At 42.8% G+C, this 22,695-nt stretch carries 20 protein-coding genes; all 20 read left to right on the forward strand.

Annotated features, from left to right (window positions below; genetic code table 11):
- The first annotated feature begins 18 nt into the window (after positions 1-18).
- A complete protein-coding gene (tssC, locus tag Xsze_RS10545; RefSeq protein WP_099138329.1) occupies positions 19-1,566 on the forward strand; it encodes a type VI secretion system contractile sheath large subunit in 1,548 nt (515 codons plus the stop codon).
- A 12-nt stretch (positions 1,567-1,578) separates the two neighbouring features.
- On the forward strand, positions 1,579-2,928 hold the full coding sequence (gene tssK, locus Xsze_RS10550) for a type VI secretion system baseplate subunit TssK (RefSeq protein WP_038241280.1): 1,350 nt from the start codon (positions 1,579-1,581) through the stop codon (positions 2,926-2,928).
- Entirely contained in the window at positions 2,925-3,596 is a 672-nt protein-coding gene (tssL, locus tag Xsze_RS10555; protein ID WP_038241276.1) for a type VI secretion system protein TssL, short form, read from the forward strand. The genes tssK and tssL overlap by 4 nt, the downstream gene beginning before the upstream one ends.
- Before the next feature lie 63 nt (positions 3,597-3,659).
- Positions 3,660-4,151 carry an Hcp family type VI secretion system effector gene (locus Xsze_RS10560; protein WP_038241274.1) on the forward strand — a complete coding sequence of 164 codons (492 nt, stop codon included), beginning with the start codon at positions 3,660-3,662 and terminating at the stop codon, positions 4,149-4,151.
- A 267-nt stretch (positions 4,152-4,418) separates the two neighbouring features.
- A complete protein-coding gene (locus Xsze_RS10565; RefSeq protein ID WP_038241272.1) occupies positions 4,419-6,791 on the forward strand; it encodes a type VI secretion system Vgr family protein in 2,373 nt (790 codons plus the stop codon).
- 162 nt (positions 6,792-6,953) lie between these two features.
- Positions 6,954-7,445, forward strand: coding sequence for a DUF3828 domain-containing protein (locus tag Xsze_RS10570; protein ID WP_051462554.1), 492 nt, complete (start codon positions 6,954-6,956; stop codon positions 7,443-7,445).
- Positions 7,446-7,494: 49 nt separating this feature from the next.
- Positions 7,495-10,332: an N-acetylmuramidase family protein gene (locus tag Xsze_RS22725; protein WP_051462553.1), complete on the forward strand. Its 2,838-nt coding sequence runs from the start codon at positions 7,495-7,497 to the stop codon at positions 10,330-10,332.
- The gene (locus tag Xsze_RS10580) at positions 10,307-10,771 is read left to right on the forward strand and encodes a hypothetical protein (protein ID WP_051462552.1); all 465 of its coding nucleotides are present in this window, start codon (positions 10,307-10,309) and stop codon (positions 10,769-10,771) included. Before Xsze_RS22725 ends, Xsze_RS10580 begins: the two co-directional genes overlap by 26 nt.
- A 1,017-nt stretch (positions 10,772-11,788) precedes the next feature.
- On the forward strand, positions 11,789-12,031 hold the full coding sequence (locus Xsze_RS10585) for a hypothetical protein (protein ID WP_038241270.1): 243 nt from the start codon (positions 11,789-11,791) through the stop codon (positions 12,029-12,031).
- A gap of 233 nt (positions 12,032-12,264) precedes the next feature.
- Positions 12,265-12,660: a hypothetical protein gene (locus Xsze_RS10590; RefSeq protein WP_038241269.1), complete on the forward strand. Its 396-nt coding sequence runs from the start codon at positions 12,265-12,267 to the stop codon at positions 12,658-12,660.
- Between the two features lie 27 nt (positions 12,661-12,687).
- Positions 12,688-13,176 (forward strand): hypothetical protein, encoded by a 489-nt coding sequence (locus Xsze_RS10595; protein ID WP_038241268.1) that lies wholly within the window; start codon positions 12,688-12,690, stop codon positions 13,174-13,176.
- A 24-nt stretch (positions 13,177-13,200) separates the two neighbouring features.
- The gene (locus tag Xsze_RS10600) at positions 13,201-14,049 is read left to right on the forward strand and encodes a hypothetical protein (protein WP_038241267.1); all 849 of its coding nucleotides are present in this window, start codon (positions 13,201-13,203) and stop codon (positions 14,047-14,049) included.
- On the forward strand, positions 14,050-14,937 hold the full coding sequence (locus Xsze_RS10605; RefSeq protein ID WP_099139132.1) for a hypothetical protein: 888 nt from the start codon (positions 14,050-14,052) through the stop codon (positions 14,935-14,937). It begins immediately after the preceding gene.
- Positions 14,877-15,305 (forward strand): IS200/IS605 family transposase, encoded by a 429-nt coding sequence (gene tnpA, locus Xsze_RS10610; protein WP_099138321.1) that lies wholly within the window; start codon positions 14,877-14,879, stop codon positions 15,303-15,305. The genes Xsze_RS10605 and tnpA overlap by 61 nt, the downstream gene beginning before the upstream one ends.
- A 74-nt stretch (positions 15,306-15,379) precedes the next feature.
- Complete coding sequence (locus Xsze_RS10615; RefSeq protein ID WP_099139133.1) at positions 15,380-15,604, forward strand: hypothetical protein; 225 nt, start codon at positions 15,380-15,382, stop codon at positions 15,602-15,604.
- A gap of 156 nt (positions 15,605-15,760) precedes the next feature.
- Positions 15,761-16,063 (forward strand): lysozyme inhibitor LprI family protein, encoded by a 303-nt coding sequence (locus Xsze_RS10620; protein WP_167331024.1) that lies wholly within the window; start codon positions 15,761-15,763, stop codon positions 16,061-16,063.
- A 228-nt stretch (positions 16,064-16,291) separates the two neighbouring features.
- Entirely contained in the window at positions 16,292-16,681 is a 390-nt protein-coding gene (locus tag Xsze_RS10625; protein ID WP_038241349.1) for a lysozyme inhibitor LprI family protein, read from the forward strand.
- A gap of 1,024 nt (positions 16,682-17,705) precedes the next feature.
- The gene (locus Xsze_RS10630; RefSeq protein ID WP_038241347.1) at positions 17,706-17,963 is read left to right on the forward strand and encodes a PAAR domain-containing protein; all 258 of its coding nucleotides are present in this window, start codon (positions 17,706-17,708) and stop codon (positions 17,961-17,963) included.
- A 2-nt stretch (positions 17,964-17,965) separates the two neighbouring features.
- Entirely contained in the window at positions 17,966-19,150 is a 1,185-nt protein-coding gene (locus Xsze_RS10635; RefSeq protein ID WP_038241345.1) for a hypothetical protein, read from the forward strand.
- A 20-nt stretch (positions 19,151-19,170) separates the two neighbouring features.
- On the forward strand, positions 19,171-22,506 hold the full coding sequence (locus tag Xsze_RS10640) for an ImcF-related family protein (protein WP_038241343.1): 3,336 nt from the start codon (positions 19,171-19,173) through the stop codon (positions 22,504-22,506).
- The last annotated feature ends 189 nt before the right edge of the window (positions 22,507-22,695 follow it).

The following is a 22,695-nucleotide window of genomic DNA, read 5'->3' on the forward strand; positions in this document are numbered from 1 at the left end:
TACATTCACCACAGGATTATGCTGATGTCAGTCAATACGGAAACAACCCAAGCGGCACAGGAGACGGTGCTGGCGCAGCAAGCGGCCAGCAGTGTGTATGCGTCCCTGTTTGAAAAAATCAACCTGACCCCGGTGGGCCGGCTGGGGGATATCAATGCCTACCAGGACAACGCGGCGCTGGCGGATGCGACGGCGGACGAGCGCGTGACGGCGGCGGTGCAGGTGTTCCTGGAGCGGCTGAAGGCGGCGGGCCAGCAAGTAGAGCGGCTGGACAAGACGCTGCTCGACCACCACATTGCGGAGCTGGACCAGCAAATCAGCCGGCAGCTGGACGCGGTAATGCACCACCCGGCATTCCAGCAGGTGGAATCGGCGTGGCGCGGGCTGAAATTTCTGGTGGACCGGACGGATTTCCGCCAGAACGTGAAACTGGAGCTGCTGGACATCGCGAAGGATGACCTGCGGCAGGACTTTGAGGACAGCCCGGAAATCATCCAGAGCGGGCTGTACCACCACACCTACATCCAGGAATACGACACCCCGGGCGGTGAGCCGATAGCGGCGGTCATCTCGAACTATGAGTTTGGCCGGGGCCCGCAGGACGTGGCACTGCTGCGCAACATCGCGAAGGTGGCGGCGTCGGCGCACATGCCGTTCATCGGCTCGGTGGGACCGGCGTTCTTCGGCAAGGACACCATGGAAGAAGTGGCGGCCATCAAGGACATCGGCAACTACTTTGACCGGGCGGAATACATCAAGTGGAAGGCGTTCCGGGAATCGGACGACGCGCGCTACATCGGGCTGACGATGCCGCGGGTGCTGGGCCGGCTGCCGTACGGGCCGGACACAGTGCCGGTGCGCAACTTCAACTACGTGGAAGAGGTGAAGGGGCCGGACCACGAGAAATACCTGTGGACCAACGCGACGTTTGCGTTTGCGGCCAACATGATGAAGAGCTTCATCAACAACGGCTGGTGCGTGCAAATCCGTGGCCCGCAGGCGGGCGGGGCGGTGAAGGACCTGCCGATCCACCTGTATGATTTGGGCACCGGCAGCCAGGTGAAAATCCCGTCGGAAGTGATGATCCCGGAAACCCGCGAATTTGAGTTTGCCAACCTGGGCTTCATCCCGCTGTCGTACTACAAAAACCGCGATTACGCGTGCTTCTTCTCGGCGAACTCGAGCCAGAAGCCGGCGCTGTATGACACGGTGGATGCGACGGCGAACAGCCGCATCAACGCGCGGTTGCCGTACATCTTCCTGCTGTCGCGCATCGCGCATTACCTGAAGCTTATCCAGCGGGAAAACATCGGCACCACCAAGGACCGGCGGTTGCTGGAGCTGGAGCTGAACAACTGGGTGCGCGGGCTGGTGACGGAAATGACCGACCCGAGTGATGACCTGCAGGCCTCGCACCCGCTGCGCGATGCGAAAGTGGTGGTGGAAGACATCGAGGACAACCCGGGCTTCTTCCGCGTGAAGCTGTACGCGGTGCCGCACTTCCAGGTGGAAGGCATGGACATCAACCTGTCCCTGGTTTCCCAGATGCCGAAAGCCAAAGCGTAAGCGAGGGAATATATGAAGATTTACCGCCCGTTATGGAGCGAGGGGGCGTTGTTGTCACCCCAGCAGTTTCAGCAACAAGCACATTGGGAAGCCTATACCAATGAGTGCATAGCTCACCTGTCACTTGTCCATCCATGGGGAGTTGAAGCCGCTGAATTTGATTCGGAACTTTTGGCACTTCAGCGCCTGCAAGCGCTGAAAATCAGAGTTCGCCTGCCTGATGGGACATTAGTGGATACAGGGTGTGCTGATCTTCTGCCTGCGACTCGTGAGTTGGCACACGAGGAGCTATCTGATAAAGAGCAGGTCATCGTGCTGCTGGCATTGCCTATATTGCAGTCCAATACCAGCAATGTTCAGACAACGGCAGAAATCGTAGAGCGTCCTTTGCGTTACTGGCAGGAATGGGTGAGTGTGCAGGATGCTTTCGGACCGGAAGAAGAATCAATGGCGGTAGCTCGTCATTCTTTATCTTTGCGGTTTGATTTTGAGCAAAATGATGAATATATCGTTTGCCCGTTGGCTCGTCTGGTCAGGGATGGAAGAAGCGGTTGGAAAGTGGATTCGGGTTTTATTCCTCCGTTGCTTTCATTTGCGGCTCACAATGAACTGGTTTTGTCGTTGGATAGGTTATTGACTCAGTTGCAGGCTAAGCGTCGCCGCTTGATGGGCATGCGCCGTGAAAGCAACCAGCGCATGGCGGATTTTGCCGTTGCGGATGTTTCGCTGTTCTGGTTGCTGAACGCCCTCAATACCCACGTGACGGTATTGTCTGAGCTGTTGACACGCCCGGCCCGCCATCCTGAACAGGTTTACTTTGAGCTGACAAAACTGGCGGGTGCATTGCTGACATTTTCGCTGGATCACGATGTGGAAGATATTCCGCCTTATGATCACCATCAACCCGAAACGGTTTTTCCTCCTTTGTTTGCGTTGATCAGTGATTTACTGGAAGCAAGCTTACCATCGCGGATGGTTGCCATCGATTTAGTGAAAATCAATGGTCACCAATGGAAAGCACCACTCAACGATATCAGGCTGCGTGAAGAGGCGGATTTCTACTTGTCTGTCCGTTCGTCATTGCCGGCACACCAATTGCTGGAGCAATTCCCCAAACTTTGCAAAGTTGGGGCGCCGGATGATGTCAATAATATCGTTAATGTGGCGCTGAATGGCGTTCCTTTGATAGCACTGAGCCAAGTTCCGGCGGTTATCCCGTTGCGCATGGAAAACCAATATTTCGCATTGGATATGAAACATCCGGCAGCGATAAGCATGTTGGAATCCGGTGTGTGTATGTTCTATGTTCCTGATTTACTTGGCAATATTCAACTCGAGTTATTTGCGGTACTGCGGGCATGAAGAAAAAGCTCGATATTGATGAACTGATGGCGGAAACATGGCTGACGGTCGTACAGCTACGCCACGGTGTCCCTGCATTACAGGGGGAAGCACTTTATCAACACTGTCAGCTTCAGGTTGAGAAAGTGCAAGAACTGTTACAAATCGCAGGCTATGGGCATGAGAGCATTGAACATATTACTTATGCCCAGTGTGCCCTATTGGATGAAACCGTTCTGGGGCGTCAAGGTGAAAACCAAGAGCAGGACAGTGGTTATCAGGTCTGGATGAAAGCCCCGTTACAGGCCCGGTTTTTCAATTCCCTTCAGGCTGGGGAAGCCTTGTACGAACGAATACGAAGTGTATTGCACCAAACTGCTCCGGATATTGCAGTCTTAACGTGTTTCCATCGTGTTCTGCAATTGGGTTTCCAAGGGCAGTATGGCTTGCAGGCAATAGCACCAGAACAGCGAACACAGACGCTGGCGGAATTATCTTCCCGGGTGCCGTCTTTCAGTGCAGAACCGAATGGTTTACTGAAGTGCGCCAAAGGCCGAAGAGGAAGCCGCTGGCTCCGTTCTTTGTGGTTCTGGAGTTTCATTGTGGTTCTTGTGGTGGCGGGATTGTGGTGGGGAGGGCATCACTATTTGCAATCCCTGCTCGCAGAACAGCTTCAGGGGCTGCATTGAGATGTTACCTCGTCTTCACCGGAAATTGGTGAAGAATTAAGACACATTATGGAGAAATAAAGTATGGCAATACCTGTTTATTTATGGCTGAAAGATGACGGCGGATCGGATATCAAAGGTTCTGTCGATGTCCAAAGCCGTGAAGGCAGTATCGAAGTGGTGGCACAGGATCATAACCTGTACATCCCAACCGATAACAACACCGGTAAATTGACTGGCACCCGTATTCATACCCCATTTATTTTCGTTAAGGAAATTGATGCGTCCAGCCCTTATCTGTACAAAGCAGTCACCACGGGCCAGACATTGAAAACGGCTGAATTCAAATGGTATCGGATCGATGACGCAGGCCAGGAAGTGGAATATTTCAACACCACACTGGAAAACGTCAAAGTGGTGAAAGTGGCACCTAAGATGCATGACATCAAAGATCCAGCGAGAGAAAAACATAATCACCTCGAAGAAATTGAGCTGCGTTATGAAAAAATCACCTGGACTTACAAAGATGGCAACATCATTCATTCCGATGCCTGGAATGAACGCACAACAGCCTAATCCGGCTTTCCCTCCAGCAGGCGGTTTCTCCGCCTGCTTTTTTACAACTTTTACCTAGTTGCTATTTTGCCAAGCCTTATTTTTTGTTTTTTTCAAACTATTGGGATGAATAGCTTGGCAAAGGGAGCAACAACTTATCTTCGCGACCTAATGGGCCTCGGTTAACGGTTATGGCGGTAGCATACCTGAAATATCAGAATGGCCTTATCCCGGTAAGTTCTCGAGCAGGAGAATCATCATGAAACATCAATCTGAGGGAAATAGATCATGGACTTAACCAACATACTTAATAAAGCTGAACAAGCGTTGAGCGGGGCACAAAACCGTTATCGACTCGAAATCTGGCAATGCCCCGCCTCACTGGATGTACTTTCTTTCCGTGGACTGGAAACATTGAGCCAACCCTATCAATATCTAATAGATGTCACCAGCCCGGATGGCGATATCCGCCCTGAACAGGTCTTATTGAAAGAAGCGACTTTTACTCTCCAGCCACCGGTACTGAGTCTCGGTGATCTCATTGGGCCGACGAAAGCCGTACATGGCGTGATCTGCAATCTCAAGCGCATTTCAACCTCGGCTGATGAAACCCGTTATCAGTTCGAACTCGTGCCAAAACTGCAACTGCTTTCCCATCGTGAGCGCTGTGCGATTTACCAGAATCAATCGGTGCCGGAAATCGTTGAACAAGTTTTGCGGGCGCATGAACTTGAAGGCACGGATTTTGAATTCCGTTTAAATCAGGCTTATCCGACACGGGAACTGGTGACCCAATGGCGTGAAAATGACCTGGATTTTGTCCAGCGCATCCTGGCAGAAGTAGGTATTTACTATCGTTTTGAAATGGATAGCCGCCTTGAAAGGGAAGTGGTGATATTTGGCGACAGCCAGCAGCAATACCAGTTTGGCATGACACTGCCGTTACATAATCCGGCGGGAATGAGCGACAGCGGCACCGACAGCGTTTGGGGGATCAAAATTGGTCACAAAGTCATTTCTCAAAGCATCACGACCAATGATTACAACTACCGCGATGCATTGACCCCGCTCCAAAGTGATGCCAACGTCGCCGCCAATGATACAACGACCTATGGTGACGTCTATCGTTATGCCGAGCCGTATCGGGAAGCGGGCGACAGCTTAGAGCCGGATGCAGAGAGCGGTGCTTTCTTTGCCCGCTTGCACCATGAGCGTTTGCTGAATAACCAGCATCGGGTCACAGGCATGAGCACCAGCCCGCAACTGGCGGTCGGGCAAGTGTTGGAATTGAACGGCAGTATGCCTGCTGCCCTGCAAGAAGGGGTATTGCTCACGTCTTTGGCGAGCAGTGGTTCGCGGGATAAAAGTTATCGCGTCCTCCTGCAAGGAATGCCTTACAGTGAAACCGTCTGCTTCCGCCCAGATTTGCTCCCACGCCCCGCCATTTCAGGCACACTGCCTGCCCGCGTGGAAAGCACTGAAAAAAACGATACCTACGCCTGGCTGGATGAACACGGGCGTTACCGGGTGAAAGTCAATTTTGATCTTGATGGCTGGGAGCAAGGCTATGCCTATTTATGGGTAAGACTGGCGAAACCGTATGCTGGTGACACTTACGGCTGGCACGCGCCTTTGCTGGATGGCACCGAAGTGGCGCTGGCCTTTGATGGCGGTGATTGTGACCGTCCGTACATTGCCTATGCCTTGCATGATTCAAACCATCCTGATCATGTGACGGATGCCAACCACACCCGCAACGTATTGCGCACCCCCGCCAACAATAAACTGCGCATGGAAGACAAGCGCGGTGAAGAGCATATCAAACTGGCGACAGAATACGGCAAAAGCCAGCTGAATATCGGGCATCTGGTGGATGCACAGGGAAAACAGCGCGGTGCGGGTTTTGAAGTCAGAACGGATGGACATGGTGCGATCCGGGCAGGGAAAGGGATCTTCATCAGCGCCCACACCCAAGCCAAAGCCCAGAATAAAGTGCTGGAAATGTCACAGCCATTGAGCCAGTTGCAACAAGCAAACAGTGAAATGCAGGCCCTGAGCGATGCAGCAGAACAGGCGACGGCCCTGGCATCGGATATTAAGCAACAACTGAATTTTGCCAAAGAGAGGCTGACCCAGCTTCAATCGGCGGTTATTCTCGCCAGCGCGCCACAAGGCATTGCGCTGACAAGCGGCGAGCACCTGCAACTGGCTGCCGGTGAAAACCTAATGGTCAATGCAGGGAAAAATGCAGATATCGGCGTGATAAAAAACTGCTTTATCGGCGTAGGCGAAGCCTTTGGCGTATTTGTCCAGAAACAAGGCATGAAGTTGGTTGCCAACCAAGGCAAAGTGGAAGTTGAAGCCCAGGGCGATGCGATGTCCCTGACCTCCAAACAAACCCTGACCATTACCAGCACCGAAGATGAAATCATTATCACTACCCCGAACAAACTAACACTGAACGGCGGCGGCTCTTACCTGACCATGGACAGCAATAAAATCGAACACGGCTCTTCAGGGGATTTCACTTTGAAATGTGCGAGTTACACCGTGCCGATGAGCGGGGCTGAGATGAATAGTGAATTACCGGGATTTAATCAAACTGAATTAGCGCAGTTTGAAAGACCGGGAGGAAAAGTTTTCTCAGATGAATATGAGTAAAAGGAACGGGTGATTAAAAGTTATTATAAATTGTGATTATAACTATATCTAAATTTTATTTAACCATTACCCTGCCATTATATAGGCAAGGGAAAGGCATGATAAAATAAATCGATAATGGCTTGAAATATATTTTTTATCCAATGAATTGAAAGGGGAAAAATGAAAAAGTATTCATTATGGGGTGTTTCATTATATTTGATTATTTCTTTGTTACTGATAGGTCAGGCAAATGCATTCGCTAAGGCAGAGCAACAATCACCGGAACTGGTAACGAAAGAGTTTTATACATGGTATATGAAGGAATATTTTGAATTATCAGATGTATCTCCAAATGACCACCAAAATAAACTGAAGAAATATGTCTCAGAAACATTATTGAAAAAAATTGATGAAGCTACAAGCTGTAATGAACCAGGAGAGTTTGATGATTGTGGCTCAAAAGAAATTCAATATGACGAGAATTATTTTATTAAAAGTCAAGATGCATATGATTATTGGATAAATGTGAATGTAAGTACAATAAGTGAAGCCGAAAAAATCTCTAAAATAAAGGTTATCTTAGGAAAGGATGGAAAATATCCTGCCAATCTATTGGTCATTTTGGAGAAAGAGAATGAAGGCTGGAAGATAGTGTCAGTTTCAAGATTTTAAACGGAAATTTGAGCAATTAATTATTCAATGTCAGAGGATGATATAAAATATGTGGAATAAAGATATTGCAATAAATACTCTTAATAAAAGAGCAAAACCTAAAAGCCAATCTGATTGCGCAAAGTTTACACGAATAGCGATTGAATCAGGAGGTGTCAAAATCGAAATACCACCACCTCGCCCAGGCAACGGTGCAGCTTCAGCGAAAGATTATGGACCTTCTTTAGAAGATGTAGGTTTTGTTGCTGTTTATCGGTATTCAGGGAATCCGGCTGAATTGGCGGATGTTTTTTCAATACCAGGGCAACAGGCTGGAGATGTGGTCGTTATTCAGTCGAAAGAAGGCAGTCCACATGGGCATATGGCTATGTTCAATGGCACACATTGGGTTTCCGATTTTAAACAATCTAATGGCCCTTATCCGGGGCCTGGTTATCGAAAATTGAAACCCTCTTTTGTCATGTATCGCTATGGCGCAGAAAAAACAGAAGAAAAACCCAAAGAGGAGCCAGTCAAACAGAATAAAAAAATAAAAATCAGTTGGCCTATATCCAAAAACAACCGTGGTGCTGAATTCAGCAATCAGGATGAAATACTGGCCCATTTGGAAGGCGAACCTTCCGGCTATTATCTTCTTGGCCGTAATGGCATGTGGCATGGTGGCATTCATATCACCAGCGTGACAACCCCGTGGTGTGCCTTGAGTGGAAACGACCCAGCAGAATTGAAAGATTTACCCAAGGAAGAAGACAGATATAAAGGAGAACAGGCGCTACGTTGTGTGGCTGATGGTGAGGTGGTTGCCTTCCGGGTGTGCAAAAACTATCTGGAAGCGCCATGGATTGCCGGAAACCTGAAATATTCGGGTTCATTCCTGTTGGTTCGCCATCGAATTCAGCCGGGAAAAACAGACAAAAGTGCACTGACATTCTATTCTCTTTATATGCAAATGGCACCGTGGTTGGTGTATGAATACCAGCACTCCCAGCAGGCGAATGATTATGTGATTCAGGGTAACTTAGCCGCCTATGAGGATAAGGAATTATCGCAGAAGACAAAAAAAGTATTGCCTAAACAAACACGGGTCACTTGGGATGAAAAAAATACTGAATTAGTCACGGAAAATAAGGCGGGCCGCAAATTTGGTTGTGTGACTCTGGAGCAAGACGTCAAATTCAAACAATTTACGTTCACAAAAGGTGAAAAAGTGTGGGTATTGGTTGATCGGGACAATATCAAAAAAGGGGGAAAATCGCTGGAGCAGATAGCGCCGGGCTGGCTGAAACCTTATCTGCCGGGCGGTAAAGAACCACTGGAATTTGATAAGGTGGTGTCGGTTAAAAAACCTTATTCCATTAGTGCAGGAGATGCCGTCGGGCACTTGGGTTATGTTCAGTTACCGATTCGTGAAGGGCATAAAGCGCGTTATCGTGCTCATATTGAAACACTGACCATTGATGACAATCTGGCGACATTTTTAACTAACCCCGATGCGGTGAAAGAAGGCACAGAATACCTGAAATATAAACCCGGTTTGACGCGTTACAGTTTTGATGTCAGGACTAAAGAGTTCGTGAAACAGGAGGTGAAAACTCGCTCAAACGGCATTATTACACTGTCTAAGGCGAAAAAAGAAATTGTTAAAAACGAAAAGGATAAAACGCAAAAAGAGTATTACCAGATTCATAAAGAAGCCTGTTGGTTGGAGAAAGCCGATGTGGAAATTATTTCCCAATACGATTTGGGCAAATTAGGATTTACCATGTTAACGGAAAGCCCAGTGGAATCTTTCGACCATCTGGATGGTAAAAACGCTCCGACGGTACTTGTGCGCAATTTATTGGAGCTATTAAAAAAAGCGGCGGAACAAGATTTGCGCCTGACCCACGCATTGGCTCCCCGTAACTACCAGCGTTTGTTGGATAAGATAGACAGCTTAAAAGTCAGTGATAAACCTGCCCGCTATTCCGAAGCTGAATTTTTGCAGGCAGTTCATAATCCCCATGTCAGGGATGAATTGTATCGAACGATAGTCAAACACCCCAGCGAATGGTATTACCGGAGCACGGATTCATTCTGGGAAACGTTATTAACGATCTGGAAAAAATCCAGCTCGGAGATAGCAAGGTATAATATCGAAACCATTGATAAATTGGTGTGGATGCCGGATGTGAAGGAATTTAAGAGCAAGCCTGAGGTATGGCATATGCATCCATTGGTGTTATTAGATTCTATAAAAATTGATGAATATCCGAAAACTATCATAAATGGTAAATTAGAGCCTATAGAGTTTTTGGCAAAATACGATAATGAGAAAATAGATGAAAGCGATTATATATCAGCTGCTAAGCAATTAAATTGTGAAGTGGCAGCTATAAAAGCAGTAGCACAAACTGAAACAGGATCAGCCGGCAGTTATTTCAAATTTGATAATGATGATGACTATGTCTTGTCAATTTTGTTTGAACGGCATCATTTTAGTAGATATACAAATGGAATATATGATTCTGAATACTCTGAAATATCTAATAAAAAAGCCGGAGGATACGGGAGGCATTCTGAGCAATATAGGAAAATAGCTCTTGCTTACTCACTAAATAAGGTAGCTGCCTTAAAATCAGCATCTTGGGGAAAATTTCAAATTTTAGGTTCTAATCATATAACTTCTGGTTACTCTTCTGTAGAGGAGTTTGTTTTAGATTTAAGTCGATCTGAAAAAAATCATTTAAAAGCTTTTGTGAATTTTATACAATCTAATAAAAAACTCCACAATGCAATTGTAAATAAAGATTGGTTATCTTTTGCATTGATATATAATGGCCCAAGTCAAAAAGGTTATGATGCTAAAATGAAGGCTAATTATGGTAAAATCACTTCTGGTAATTAAAGCTTTTCTCTCAACTCTAATTTTTTTTACTTCTCATGCTGTAGGAGAGGTTAATTCAAAAGTATATTTCTCATGTGATACAAAAAAAGGAAATGTAAAACTTGAAGTTAAAGGAAATAAAATTATATATTCTATTTCAAAGGATGGAATCAATGATTTTTCTTTTTCTTCTAAAGGAAATGATTTTTCCGGGTTTTTATATAATAGTTATTCAAGGTATCAAACAGAATATATAACCATATCTTTTAATAATGGAGTATATACATATTCTGTTTTTAGTAACTATGAAGATGGAATGACAAGCTCGGGAGTTACTGTTGTTAATAATAGAAATAGCAAAGAAACTAAATTTGAATGTAACTCTGTACATATCAATGATATGTACGATTTAACTTCATTTTTGATGTGCGATAAAAATAATGCCCTAGGTTGTGGTTGATATTATTTTTCATTAAAAAATAATATATAGTTGAAGGAACCATCCTAGATTATATTGGTAACCTAGGGTGGTTTTATTGGGATGGTAATAAAAATTTCGATAAATTTCAAGCTAATACATCATATGAAGAAAATATAAAGGTCGAGATAAGAATAAGAGGTATCACCTTATTTAATAGCCAAGAATAAATCAGGCTATAAGGTTATTGGGAAGGGTAGGGCTTATTTTTATACCTCCCCAAATATCAATTGTAAGAATGATAACGTTTTTATAATTAAAAATGATCTAGTCAATGCTTATTCTGTTTATGGAGATTTCACTTCCATAATGTATTTAGATAAAAATCAGAATTTGATTTAGGGATGGGTTCAGTCTAGCAGGTTGATCCCAACGGGGACTGGAATAGGGCCATCAGATGAAAACAAGTAATATCTTCCAATATTCAGTGAAACTTCATTATAGTCACAGTATACCCATGGTATTGAAGATACATGATTTTTAGCTCATGTCAGATCCTGATGCACCAGGAACAATGCAATATGCTACAGGGATTAATTGGGCGTTAAATCAAAAATATAATATGAAGAAAAATTTGATTTATTTCCAAATGCAAGTTTATCATTTGAAATCCCAATATATTTAAAGGGTTAATATGAAATTAATGTTTTTTGTTTTAAGCTTGGCTATCGCTTTTAATTCATTTTTGGTAGTTATGAAAATAAGAATGGTGATCGTACTACTGGGTGGATTGAAATTGGAAATGTTATAAATATATCAAATTCACAGTTTGTTCCACCGAAAATAAATTCGAGTGACTTTATATTATATTCATCATTCAAAAAAATTGAGTTAGGAGATGCTTACCCCATATTCTATAAATCTTGGGGAGAGTGTGAAATAAACAAACAGCCAGAAATTGGAATTTCTGGGAATTTTGTCACTGTTGATGATGTTAATTATAAGTATTTTGATAATTATTGGGGTGGGTTTCATATAAGATCATAAAATATAAACTTCATGCAACTAAATAATGATTTTGATTTATATAGAATTACAACAATATCAGTAAATAATAATCAATATATGACCGATAGAGGAATTGTTATAGGAATGAAAGTAGATAGTGTACTCAAAGTTTATGGAAAACCTGACGAAGAAAATGAAGAGATGATACAATACAAATTCACTAATAAAGTATTGAGTTTTAAATTTGAACAGGAATATATCTCAGGTATTACTATGGAAGAATTGCCCATTTAAAATATCATATAAATAGATACCCAACCATTGGAATCGTTTGAAGCTTCATCACTTAAGATGAAGTTAATTATAAGTGTTGAGAGTATTCTGGATAATCAATATAATTTAGAATAGTCCATGAATTATCCTGACTAAATCTTAATGAAAATATCTATACTGTTATTAAGAGTTAATTAAAATAGCGTGATAAATTTTTAAGTAGCTTTAGTGCAATAATTTAAAAAGGTAAAATAGTGTACAAATCCACAGTTGTTATTATATTTACCTTGTTTTTGAACTGTATGAATGCGTTTGCTTCTGAAGTTAGTTTAGAAGAGAAGTTTAAGGATGTTAAATGGAAGGGGCCTTATATTTCAGATTCAATCATGAATTCTGATGATGACAGAAAAAAAGTAGAAGAGTTATTTTCGGGAAAAGACATTTTATTCTCCAATGGTTATGTATACATTAAAGACACATGTCAATATGAGTATGCAGCTAAAAAAATAACGCCAATATCATATTGGATGAGTGAAAAAACTGTAGAATTTTATCGTTTATTTTTATCTGAATATGTTATTAATATAGATAAAGGTTTATATGAAGTTTCCACGTTAAACCCTGAAGATGCTTGCGGTTATCCATTTTAAGATTTTATTATAATTGATAATGTCATTATGTTTGTTAAGGATAGTAGAGCAGTTTTTTATTTCTCATTAGAAGATAAATGTAGAGAACTGGATGTTTTTAAATTTCCTTTAAAGGATAAAGGCATAACACTCGATGCCTTTAATGTTTTATTAAAAGATAAATCTAAAAGCATGGCTTATGGTGATACATTGTGTGAAAGCATAGCAATACCACCAGAAGAAATTTTTGGATATGAATCGATGGGGGGATGCTTTTTCAAAGGAATGCATATTGTTGAGTCCTACTTAAAATACAAAGATATGTTTAAAGGCAATGATGAAACCTTCCCCATTCCTATTGTCGTAAATAAAAATTTTAAATCAGAGTGCGAGGTTGAATGCATGGAAGTTAATTTTGAGTGGAGAAATAAAAGTTATCTTATTGTCACTCAATTTTTTGCAGGGGGAGTGACAACCCTATCTTTCACTCAAGATGATAGTGGGACAAAAGTGATTACTGAATATGCTCCTGATTAATTAAATATAGCAAAGTATAAAATAATGAAGAAGAATAATTTTTTTGTTTTATTCACTGTTTTTCTTTTCTCTCAGATGGCTTTTGGTGAGAGTGGAGATGTATCAGAATATTGTAATAAAGTCTCTAATATTGCAAAAAGTTATGTTAATTATGGTGAGAAGAGTCATATTCCTGATTTTCCGATATGGATTGTTGAAAATAAAAAAAGAACTTGGTTTTATCATGCTCCTGATGAAAAATGCAAAAGTGGCACCTTTATTATAGAAGGTGATATTGTCAGTCTTTACAAAATCGTCAAAGATTATGGGTATGCCAGCTATATATCTAAGGATAATATAGAAACAAAGGGATGGGTGAATCTGGAAAGCCTTGCTAAATTAAATTTAGCATCTTACAAAGGGAACAAAAAGCATTTGAATGTTTCAGATTTCATTGTTACAAATGATGAAGTATGGATCATACTTAATGAATCCTACCATTTATTTGAACAAAAACGTATGGTTGGCGAGCAGAATTACCATAATTTTATCGGCGGGTTTATTTTTGGAGATTATTATTATAAATTAAATCAACATGATTATAATGATTTTTCTTTAGTGACTTCTAATGTTAATTATGATAAGAAATTAATTGGTATGGATGATGATTATGTTATTTCATCAATAACTTTAAAAAATAAAAATTATAAAACATTGAGAGGTGTTAGGATTGGTGATTCTGTAGATAAAATAATGGAACTTTATAATCATATTCCTTATAAACAGACTGATAACGAAATTGAATTCTCTTTGAGAGATATGAGCATGTCTTTTGAATTAAAAGAGGGTAAAGTTTCTTCCATTGATATAGGTATTGAACTTAAGGATAATTAAATGCCTTTCTTGTTTTTATTGTTGCAATTTTTTTCTTTTAGTATTTTTGCGAATAGTAATGTAAAAAGATCAGGAAGTTATGAATGTAATGAATTTTATTGTGGTGGATATAAAATCCCTGATACAGCCAAAAATGAGATTGATAATGGGTATGAATCCATCAGCATGGCTGAAATATTAGGCAATGAATATTTATTGGTTAGTACTTTGGGGAGTGTTAATCGTTGTTCTAAAATGTATCCGGTAAAAAATGGCATTATTCTTTCAGAATACATTAAATTTGGTGAAACAAAGGAGGTGTGCAATATTACATCTATAGAAGGTAATATAGTCAGTTCTTATCGAGATGGTGCGAAGTGGTATGAAGAAGTTTATCATCTTGACATACATGGCAAAACTGATTTGAAATTAAAAGATTCTTGTGTTGGTTGTGATAGGGTTAATCGCATTATCTATAAAAATGGAGAAGCTATAGACCATGTTATTGTTTCTGATGGAGATAAATACACGGATAGGTATCCTTTGAAGGTAATGATAAATAAGAAGTCATATCTTTATAAAAAACCAGAAGGAAAATATAAAAGTAAAATGTATTTAATCGAGAATGATACGGTATGGTTAAAGAAAAGTAATGAGGGTGAAAAATATTTTTATATTATTTATAAAAGGAATGGGGAGAGTAATATAGAAGGGTGGGTGTTGGCCGATAGTTTGCAAATGGAGGAAGATAAAAAATCAGAAGTTTATTCTTCCATATTAAAGGTTAAAACCACCGACTTTAGTCGGTCAGCTTTAGCTGCGATACTGTGTTGCACGGGAGGTGCAACATGGATTACAGATATGGCAGCCACACGGTATTTAATATCGAATATCATTTTGTGTGGGTAACAAAATACAGGTACAAGGTGCTGACGGGTGAAGTCGGTATTCGGGTGCGAGAGTTAGTCCGTCAGACGTGTGAAGCATTTGAAATCAGAATATTAAGTGGTGTCGTGAGCCAAGATCATGTTCACATATTGGTGAATAGTCCGCCGACATTAGCACCCTCAGAAATCATGAGGAGGCTGAAAAGGAGGACAGCGAGTAAGTTGTTTGAGGAGTTTACTCATCTGAAAAAACGCTATTGGGGTCAGCATTTTTGGGGCAGAGGCTATTTTTGTGCCACGGTGGGTCAGTTAACAGAAGAAATGATTGAGGCTTATCTTGCCCACCATTTTGAACCGAACCCAAATGATAATTTCAAGATGGACGATTGACGCATCGTTCAGCCGATGCGTATCCGGACTTTCAGTCCGTTAATCACTAACCCACCGACTTTAGTCGGTGGTTGTTGAGTATTTTAAGATGGGAAGTTAATTATGATGATGAGCCATTGTATCAATATTATTATGAAATTTATGCTTATGAAAAAGATAAGGATAGCCTTGTGAAAAGTAAAATCACTGAAGATCCGATGTTTTCTGGTTATCAGATTATTGAATCAGGTGTGAAAAGACGTTATGCATTGGATAATGCGCAGAAAGTTAAGAATTATATTGATAAAAATTACAAATAAATAATATGGTTAACGATTAGTTGAAAAATGGTTTTCTATATGTAGGTTAGGGGACGAATTAAATGCGAAGTGCAATGTTTTTTCTGTTGTTTTTTTCTATATCATGTTTTGCAGAAAATGGGTTTTCAGGAGGCATGTGCTCTGATATCGATAATAGTGATCAAGTTTATTTATGTTCCACAAAAAAAGCTCTCTGAAAGCGATATGATACTCAATAATGAATATAAGGAGCTAATCTCTAATATCAATTGTGAATATAAAGGGGATGAAAAATTAAGAAAAGAGTATATCCATAAATTAAAATTAGCTCAAAGAGCTTGGATTAGCTTTAGGGATAAAAATTGTGATGTGAAAGCATTCCAGATTGAATCTCAATCACAAACGTATGAAACATTAATTAATGATTGCAAGAATAAAATGACACTGGCTCGCATAGAAGAGATAAAAGAACTAAAATAGTATTAAAATTTATTCAATGGATTATGCTTGATATTCGAAGGATACATTATGGTGAATGGCAATTTGTTATCAGGCGGGATAAGAAAGAAATGTATTTTATCTTAAGAATTCTGTTTTTTCTTATTTTTCTGATAAATGAGGGAAATTGAATAAATCGAATTGATTTTTAACGCCTTTGCATTGGAAGTCGCTAACCTACTGTATATCATGAAGGTTCAGGGGAATCGTATGCGTATTTTGGTCATCATATTATTGATTTTTAGTACCCGGGTTTTTTCTTATGAAATTGATGATAGATTAGATAAATGTCTGGGTAACGATTACACCACGTTGGGTATGGCGGCTTGTTATGCTAAGGCTGCTGGAGAGTGGGATAATGAGTTAAATAAAGAATATCAGTTAATACTTTCATCTTTAGACGATAACGGAAAGAAAACCTTCAAAGCATCACAATTAGCATGGGTTAAATATCGCGATAACTACTTTGAATTTCTCAAGAACGGCTACCCTGGCAGCGGAACGATGTGGCGAGTTTTTTCAGCGGAAGAGAGAATGAATGTGGTTAAGCAGAAAGTGGTTTCTTTACAAAATCTGAGAGAGAGCCTTTCCCCTAAATGATGTGTTTGCTTCTGAAAATGCCGGGCAATGAAATACCTGTTTCTGATTTTAATAGCGTTCTCGGCTTCATGGCTGGCTAACAAGAGAACATTAAATGTTGGTTTTATCACCGTGATGGAAAAAATCCGTTACATATCGCTATGGAATCATTACGGAAAAATCCAGCCAACAGATACGATTTGGGGTGATTGATCCGGAACAAAATCTGGTTTGTTGTCATCAATGGTTTGTTGATCAAGTGGATGATGAGTACGCTGAACTGGTTTCAGGTATTGGGCATCACTAACCGATTTTTACTTCAGAGAAACAAAACCAAAATCATATCTTTATTATTATTTAGTCTATTAAGTAGAATCCATATGCCTAGAAAATGTATATTTTAATTGATATTATTTTACTTTAGTACTTTCCGATTGTTTTTTAATACAAATGCTGAGTTATTTATTTGGCTTTTATTATTATTTTATAAGGTATTTTAATTAGGGTTGATTCTACTGGGTATATGAAAACCCACGACTCAATCATAAGAATTAAATAAGATAATAAAGCGTAAAAGTGTGATTATCACAAAATCAAATGTTAATTTGATTTTGTGATAATGGACGAGCCGCAGAATGTTATTTTACCATTAATATTATTGTTATTTTAAATCAATTAGTTGCTGTTATCTTAAAAAAAGAAAGTTTATCTTAACGGAAATATCACTATTGAAAAATATTTCAATATAAAAAGTGGTGACGGGTATATGGGAATTAATTATTATTGAAAAATTACGATGATCTCATCATTGGGTTGTGTCCTGATGAGAGTATGATCAAACTATTTTTTTATTTATGGAAATAATATAAAAATGCTAACTCTCTGTTTGCCCTGAATAGTGTCAGGTCACAAAGATAAATGGCATTGATTGGTTGTTTTTGTATTTTATGCCCTTTGGATTTCAAGGTCCGCTGACAAAGCGGTAACCGGGAAGACAACGGGTATAGGCTCCCTTCTTAAGAACTGCCAAAAATAAGGATATATCATGAAATCCATTGTTCGCCTCGGCGATAAAACGACTCATGGTGGTGCGGTATTAACCGGTTCCAGCACAATGTTTTTCGGCAATCTGGCGGTTGCCCGCAAAGGTGATGCGGTGTCCTGCCCAATCCATGGGGTTACGATGATTATTGAAGGACATCCGGATTTTTTGGATGAAGGCATTCCGGTCGCATTTCATGGTCATGCCTGTGGTTGTGGCTGCACGTTGATCAGTTCTTTGCCTGCTGCGATGGTGGGCTAGTTATGCCTGTTGATTTAGACGCCATTCCTGATAAAGCCCCTAAAATTCCACGCCCTAAAACGCGTCGTTGGTTGGGGTTCTGGTTGGTTTGCCTAGTCATCGGGATGTTAGCCACTGTGTGGTTTTGGCAGGCTGATCGCAGCAGTGCCACTTTTTGGTTTACTGCTTTGGGAGTCCCAACCTTTTTCTCCGGTGCCATTTTCAGCTTGCGGCGCATTGGTTATAAGAGCGATCAGGTCTGGGCTGCATCATGGGATGCTGAGCGTCATCGTCTTTACCAACAAGAAACCGCACGGGGGCAGCGTTGTGCCTGGATGATAGATGCCAGTGTCGTCACAACACTGTCGGAAGGGCGGGAAGCATTGGTTGATGCAGTGCTTGATAATGATCCCTTGATGTCTTCCATCACACCGAGAAGTGGGAAAGGCACTCTCCGGCACACTTATTTACAAGGGTTCGAGAAAACACAGTCTGAATTGTTGGTCAGGTTATTTAATACCCTGACATCACGATTGGCTGAGCCCATGGCTAAACTCCCTGAAAGTATGCCTTGTATGCTGGCGTTACAGGTAGGTGCTGACCTTGAACCTTCGGTCATCGAACGGCTTTGGAAAGAGACATCTCATTCTTTGTCACGCCAGTTTATTTCGCTGAATGAGCCTGAATTCCATGTTTTGGATCGTTGGCTGGATACTTATTACGATATACCCTCCGCACTTTTAGTGGTATCCGCCCAGATTAACTCAGCACCTGTTGAAGGCAGCGGGGAGGCTATAGTAGGAACGTTGTTGGTCAATCGCCCTTCTCCTGAATACCCTGATGCTGTTTTTGTCCATCGTCCTCAATTGGGTTCACCTGACAATCTTACTCAAACGCTGTCGCGTGCATTGTTGTGGACGAAATCTGCCCCGGAAGAGATTAAGTATTCATGGCTGACTGGTGGTGCACTGGCTCTGGATGGTTTGTGGGGAATGGCATGTGAAAGTAATGGCGTGGTTCTGAATATGCAGACTCAAAGTTCTTCGTTGGACATGGTGGTGGGATATACCGGCCACGCCGCTCCTTGGCTGGCTTTGGCCGCAGGGGCAACGCACGCGGAGCAGGGTGGAATGAAGCTGGTATTGGCAGTGCAAACTTCACAGGAACATATTTGGGTGGGCGGAGTCTCTCCTGCCATCCTTAAGTAGGAAACACAGGATACGTTATCGTGACAATAAGAACCCTCCTCGGCGGCACCTTGCTGCTTATTCTTTGTGTGCTGATTTTGATAGCAGGTATTTTAGTCTTTTATCCACAATGGGTGCATTCCACGTTAGGTCTTGGGCCGTTTTCTTCTTCTCAAATTTGGATCGGGTGTGTCAGTACCGCCGCAGTGCTTTTGGGATTGTTCTGGTGTCTGGAACGATTGTTTGAACGGGTAGGTAAGGCAGGGGTACGCATTCAGTGGCGTAAGCAACAAGAAAAAAACGGCGGAATTGTGGCAACAGAGACACTCTCCACCGGAAACGCTGATGCTGAAGTTGCATTGAATGAACTCATGGTGCAGGTACGTTACCGTTATGGCCGCTTTTGGCGACGGAAGGTCAGTTTGTTATGGGTGATGGGAGAACCTGCCCATGTTGAACAGGTTGCGCCGGGATTAACTCAACAGAATTGGCAGGAAGGAGAGGGAACGGTGCTGTTGTGGGGTGGCCCTGCGGGAAAAGTACCTACTGAATCTTATATCAAAGCGGTACGTCGACTTCGGCCGCATCGTCCGTTGGATGGTGTTGTTTGGGCTGTAGACAGTACGCCATGGCCTGCTTCCCATCAGGTGGATGAAATGTTGCGCCAGAGCCAGAAGCGTGATGCGCTGCTGGGATGGCAAGCCCCCTTGTACCTATGGATAATCGGGCATAGTGAATGGCCTCAAAAGGAGCGTGAATCCCAATCCGTCGGCTGTTTGTTGCCTGTGCAGACAACTCCGGCCGGGGTAGGGGAGTCTCTCCGTGATTTAATTCCTGCGATGAGGAAACAGGGCGTGCAGCAAATGCTGGAGAAAAACAGTCATGATTTTCTCCTGCGCCTGTCTCAACAACTGGAAAATAGCTGGATTTCTCAGTTACAAAATCTGTTGACTCCCGCATTAAGAGGTCCTTCAGCATTGTATTTGAGAGGGCTGATGTTCAGTTTGCCACTGAGTCAACGAGGCGCTGACGTGAATACATGGCTGCCTGCATTTGAATGGCAGGGAGTTCTCAGTGATTGCCGCCAGATACGCGGAAAACGCATCGGGTTGCCTTGGGAAAAAGCCTTTCAATGGGGGGGCTTGGGGCTGGCTCTGTTTTGGGGGATTGGAACGTTATTGTCACTATGGGTTAACCAGACCCAAATATTGGAATCTCATCAACAAGCACTGGCTGCGGCAGACCCCAAGAAGTTATTGTCAATCCGCTTGCGTAATCAATTGGCATTGCAGCAGGAAATCGCGCGTTTGCAATATCGTGAATCCATTGGTGCGCCTTGGTACTCTCGTTTTGGTTTAAATCAGGATCCTGCATTGTTGGAAGCTTTGTGGCCTCGTTACCAGATTAACAATGATGAGTTAATTATCGCGGGAGCTAAGGAGCAGTTACAGCGGGCATTCAAAGAGATTGCCAACTTGCCTCCGGGCAGTCACGAGCGTAAATCTCAGGCGCAGCTGACATATGATCAACTGAAAGCCTACTTGATGATGACCCGTTCAGAAAGAATTGAACCGGATTTTCTGACCCGTGTTCTGATGGCTACGTGGCCGACAAGGGAAAGTGTACCGCATGCATTGTGGCAGGATGTCGGGCCACAACTGATCGATTTTTACGCCCGCAACTTGTCTGCAAACCCGCAATGGAATATTAAGGCGGATCGCAACTTGGTGGGGGAGGTACGCCAGATTCTGCTCAGGCAAATTGGTCAGCGTAATGCAGAAACTACGCTTTATCAGGAAATGCTCAGGAAAGTAGCCAATAATTATTCTGACCTGACATTAATGGACATGGTGGGCAACACTGATGCCAGTATGTTGTTTGCCAGCGAACAAATCGTGCCGGGGGTGTTTACTCGTCAAGCCTGGGAAGAACAAGTTCAGGATGCCATTGATCAGGTTGTGAATGAGCGCCGCGACGAAATTGACTGGGTTCTGAGTGACAATAAACAGCCTGTTTCGGCTGAGCTTTCTCCTGAAGTTCTGAAAGCACGTTTAACGGAGCGTTACTTTACTGATTTTGGCAACGCCTGGCTGAATATGGTCAATAGTTTGCATTGGCAACACGCCACTTCATTATCCGAAGCCATTAACCAGTTGACTTTGATGGCAGATGTCCGCCAATCCCCATTGGTTGCTCTGATGAATACTCTCGCATGGCAAGGCAAAACCGGTCAGTTGGGAGGCGCATTGGCAGATACGTTGGTGGAGTCGACCAAGAAATTGATTAAAGGCGATAAACAACGGCAGCTTATTGCTCAGGCAAGTGGGCCTCGCGGGCCGTTGGACCCATTTTTTGAACCCGTGTTGAGCCTGATGGGAGAAAAAGAGGGGGCGGTGGGGAATACCAATCTGAGTTTTCAGGCTTACCTGACCCGTGTGACTCAAGTGCGTTTGAAACTCCAGCAAATTACAAATGCACCAGATCCGCAGGCGATGACCCAGATGCTGGCACAAACCGTCTTTCAGGGAAAAGCGGTTGACCTTACTGACACCCGTGATTATGGCAGTTTGATTGCAGCCAGCCTTGGTCAGGAATGGAGTAATTTCGGCAATGCGGTCTTTGTCCAGCCGCTGGAATTGGCTTGGAAACAGGTATTACAGCCTGCCTCAGGCAGCCTGAATGTGCAGTGGCAACGCTCAGTGGTGGATGAGTGGAATAAAGCTTTCATTGGCCGTTACCCTTTTTCCAGCACCGGCAGTGATGCTTCCTTACCGATATTGTCCCAGTACTTGCGTGCCGGCACGGGGCGGATCGAAGTGTTTTTGAACGCGCAGCTGGGTGGGCTGTTACGTAAAGAAGGGAATCGTTGGGTTCCTGATCCGATAGCCAGCCAAGGGCTGACATTTAATCCTCAATTCCTGAAAGCCATCAACCAGTTGAATGATCTGGCGGATGTTGTTTTTGCCCAGGGAGATGCAGGGCTGCGTTTTGAGTTGATGCCACGCCCTTCACATAATGTGGTACGTACCCAATTGACCATTGATGGGCAAAATCTGGATTATTTCAATCAGATGGAAAGTTGGCAAAGCATGGCTTGGCCGGGCAATACCTATTATCCCGGTGCACAACTGAGCTGGCGCAGCACCAATGCCGGAACGAATTTGTATGCCAATTATGCTGGTCCTTGGGGAGTCATTCGCCTGTTGGAAAAAGCTAAGGTGGCGCCAATAGACAGCAGCCGTTATCAATTGGAGTGGGTTGCCCCGGATGGTTTGCCGCTGAAGTACATTTTGCGTACGGAACTGGGAGAAGGGCCGTTGGAGCTGTTGAAGTTGCGCAATTTTGTACTGCCGTCTCAAATATTTTTGAATCAGTAATCAGCCTGACAGCGTGATGGTTTCAAATGAATTGAATGCCGATGCAAGAATGCTGATAAAAACAATGCCGATAAAAACAATGCCGATAAAAACGCATTGACTCAATAAATGGATAATTTGCTGGCAGAACTGGTGAAGTCAGATCCAGTTCGATCCAGTTCGCATGGTCGTACTGTATCGCTGATGATT

It is taken from the genome of Xenorhabdus szentirmaii DSM 16338, from assembly GCF_002632585.1.
GTDB classification, from domain to species: domain Bacteria; phylum Pseudomonadota; class Gammaproteobacteria; order Enterobacterales; family Enterobacteriaceae; genus Xenorhabdus; species Xenorhabdus szentirmaii.

Bases quoted from the DNA above. Each gene is read 5' to 3' on its own strand.
- Xsze_RS10580 (WP_051462552.1), top strand. From the start codon at position 10,307: ATGGTAAAATCACTTCTGGTAATTAAAGCTTTTCTCTCAACTCTAATT.
- tssL (WP_038241276.1), top strand. From the start codon at position 2,925: ATGAAGAAAAAGCTCGATATTGATGAACTGATGGCGGAAACATGGCTG.
- Xsze_RS10570 (WP_051462554.1), top strand. From the start codon at position 6,954: ATGAAAAAGTATTCATTATGGGGTGTTTCATTATATTTGATTATTTCT.
- Xsze_RS10585 (WP_038241270.1), top strand. From the start codon at position 11,789: ATGCAACTAAATAATGATTTTGATTTATATAGAATTACAACAATATCA.
- Xsze_RS10605 (WP_099139132.1), top strand. From the start codon at position 14,050: ATGCCTTTCTTGTTTTTATTGTTGCAATTTTTTTCTTTTAGTATTTTT.
- tnpA (WP_099138321.1), top strand. From the start codon at position 14,877: ATGGATTACAGATATGGCAGCCACACGGTATTTAATATCGAATATCAT.
- Xsze_RS10630 (WP_038241347.1), top strand. From the start codon at position 17,706: ATGAAATCCATTGTTCGCCTCGGCGATAAAACGACTCATGGTGGTGCG.
- Xsze_RS10625 (WP_038241349.1), top strand. From the start codon at position 16,292: ATGCGTATTTTGGTCATCATATTATTGATTTTTAGTACCCGGGTTTTT.
- Xsze_RS22725 (WP_051462553.1), top strand. From the start codon at position 7,495: ATGTGGAATAAAGATATTGCAATAAATACTCTTAATAAAAGAGCAAAA.
- Xsze_RS10565 (WP_038241272.1), top strand. From the start codon at position 4,419: ATGGACTTAACCAACATACTTAATAAAGCTGAACAAGCGTTGAGCGGG.
- Xsze_RS10595 (WP_038241268.1), top strand. From the start codon at position 12,688: ATGTTTGTTAAGGATAGTAGAGCAGTTTTTTATTTCTCATTAGAAGAT.
- Xsze_RS10600 (WP_038241267.1), top strand. From the start codon at position 13,201: ATGAAGAAGAATAATTTTTTTGTTTTATTCACTGTTTTTCTTTTCTCT.
- tssK (WP_038241280.1), top strand. From the start codon at position 1,579: ATGAAGATTTACCGCCCGTTATGGAGCGAGGGGGCGTTGTTGTCACCC.
- Xsze_RS10560 (WP_038241274.1), top strand. From the start codon at position 3,660: ATGGCAATACCTGTTTATTTATGGCTGAAAGATGACGGCGGATCGGAT.
- tssC (WP_099138329.1), top strand. From the start codon at position 19: ATGCTGATGTCAGTCAATACGGAAACAACCCAAGCGGCACAGGAGACG.
- Xsze_RS10635 (WP_038241345.1), top strand. From the start codon at position 17,966: ATGCCTGTTGATTTAGACGCCATTCCTGATAAAGCCCCTAAAATTCCA.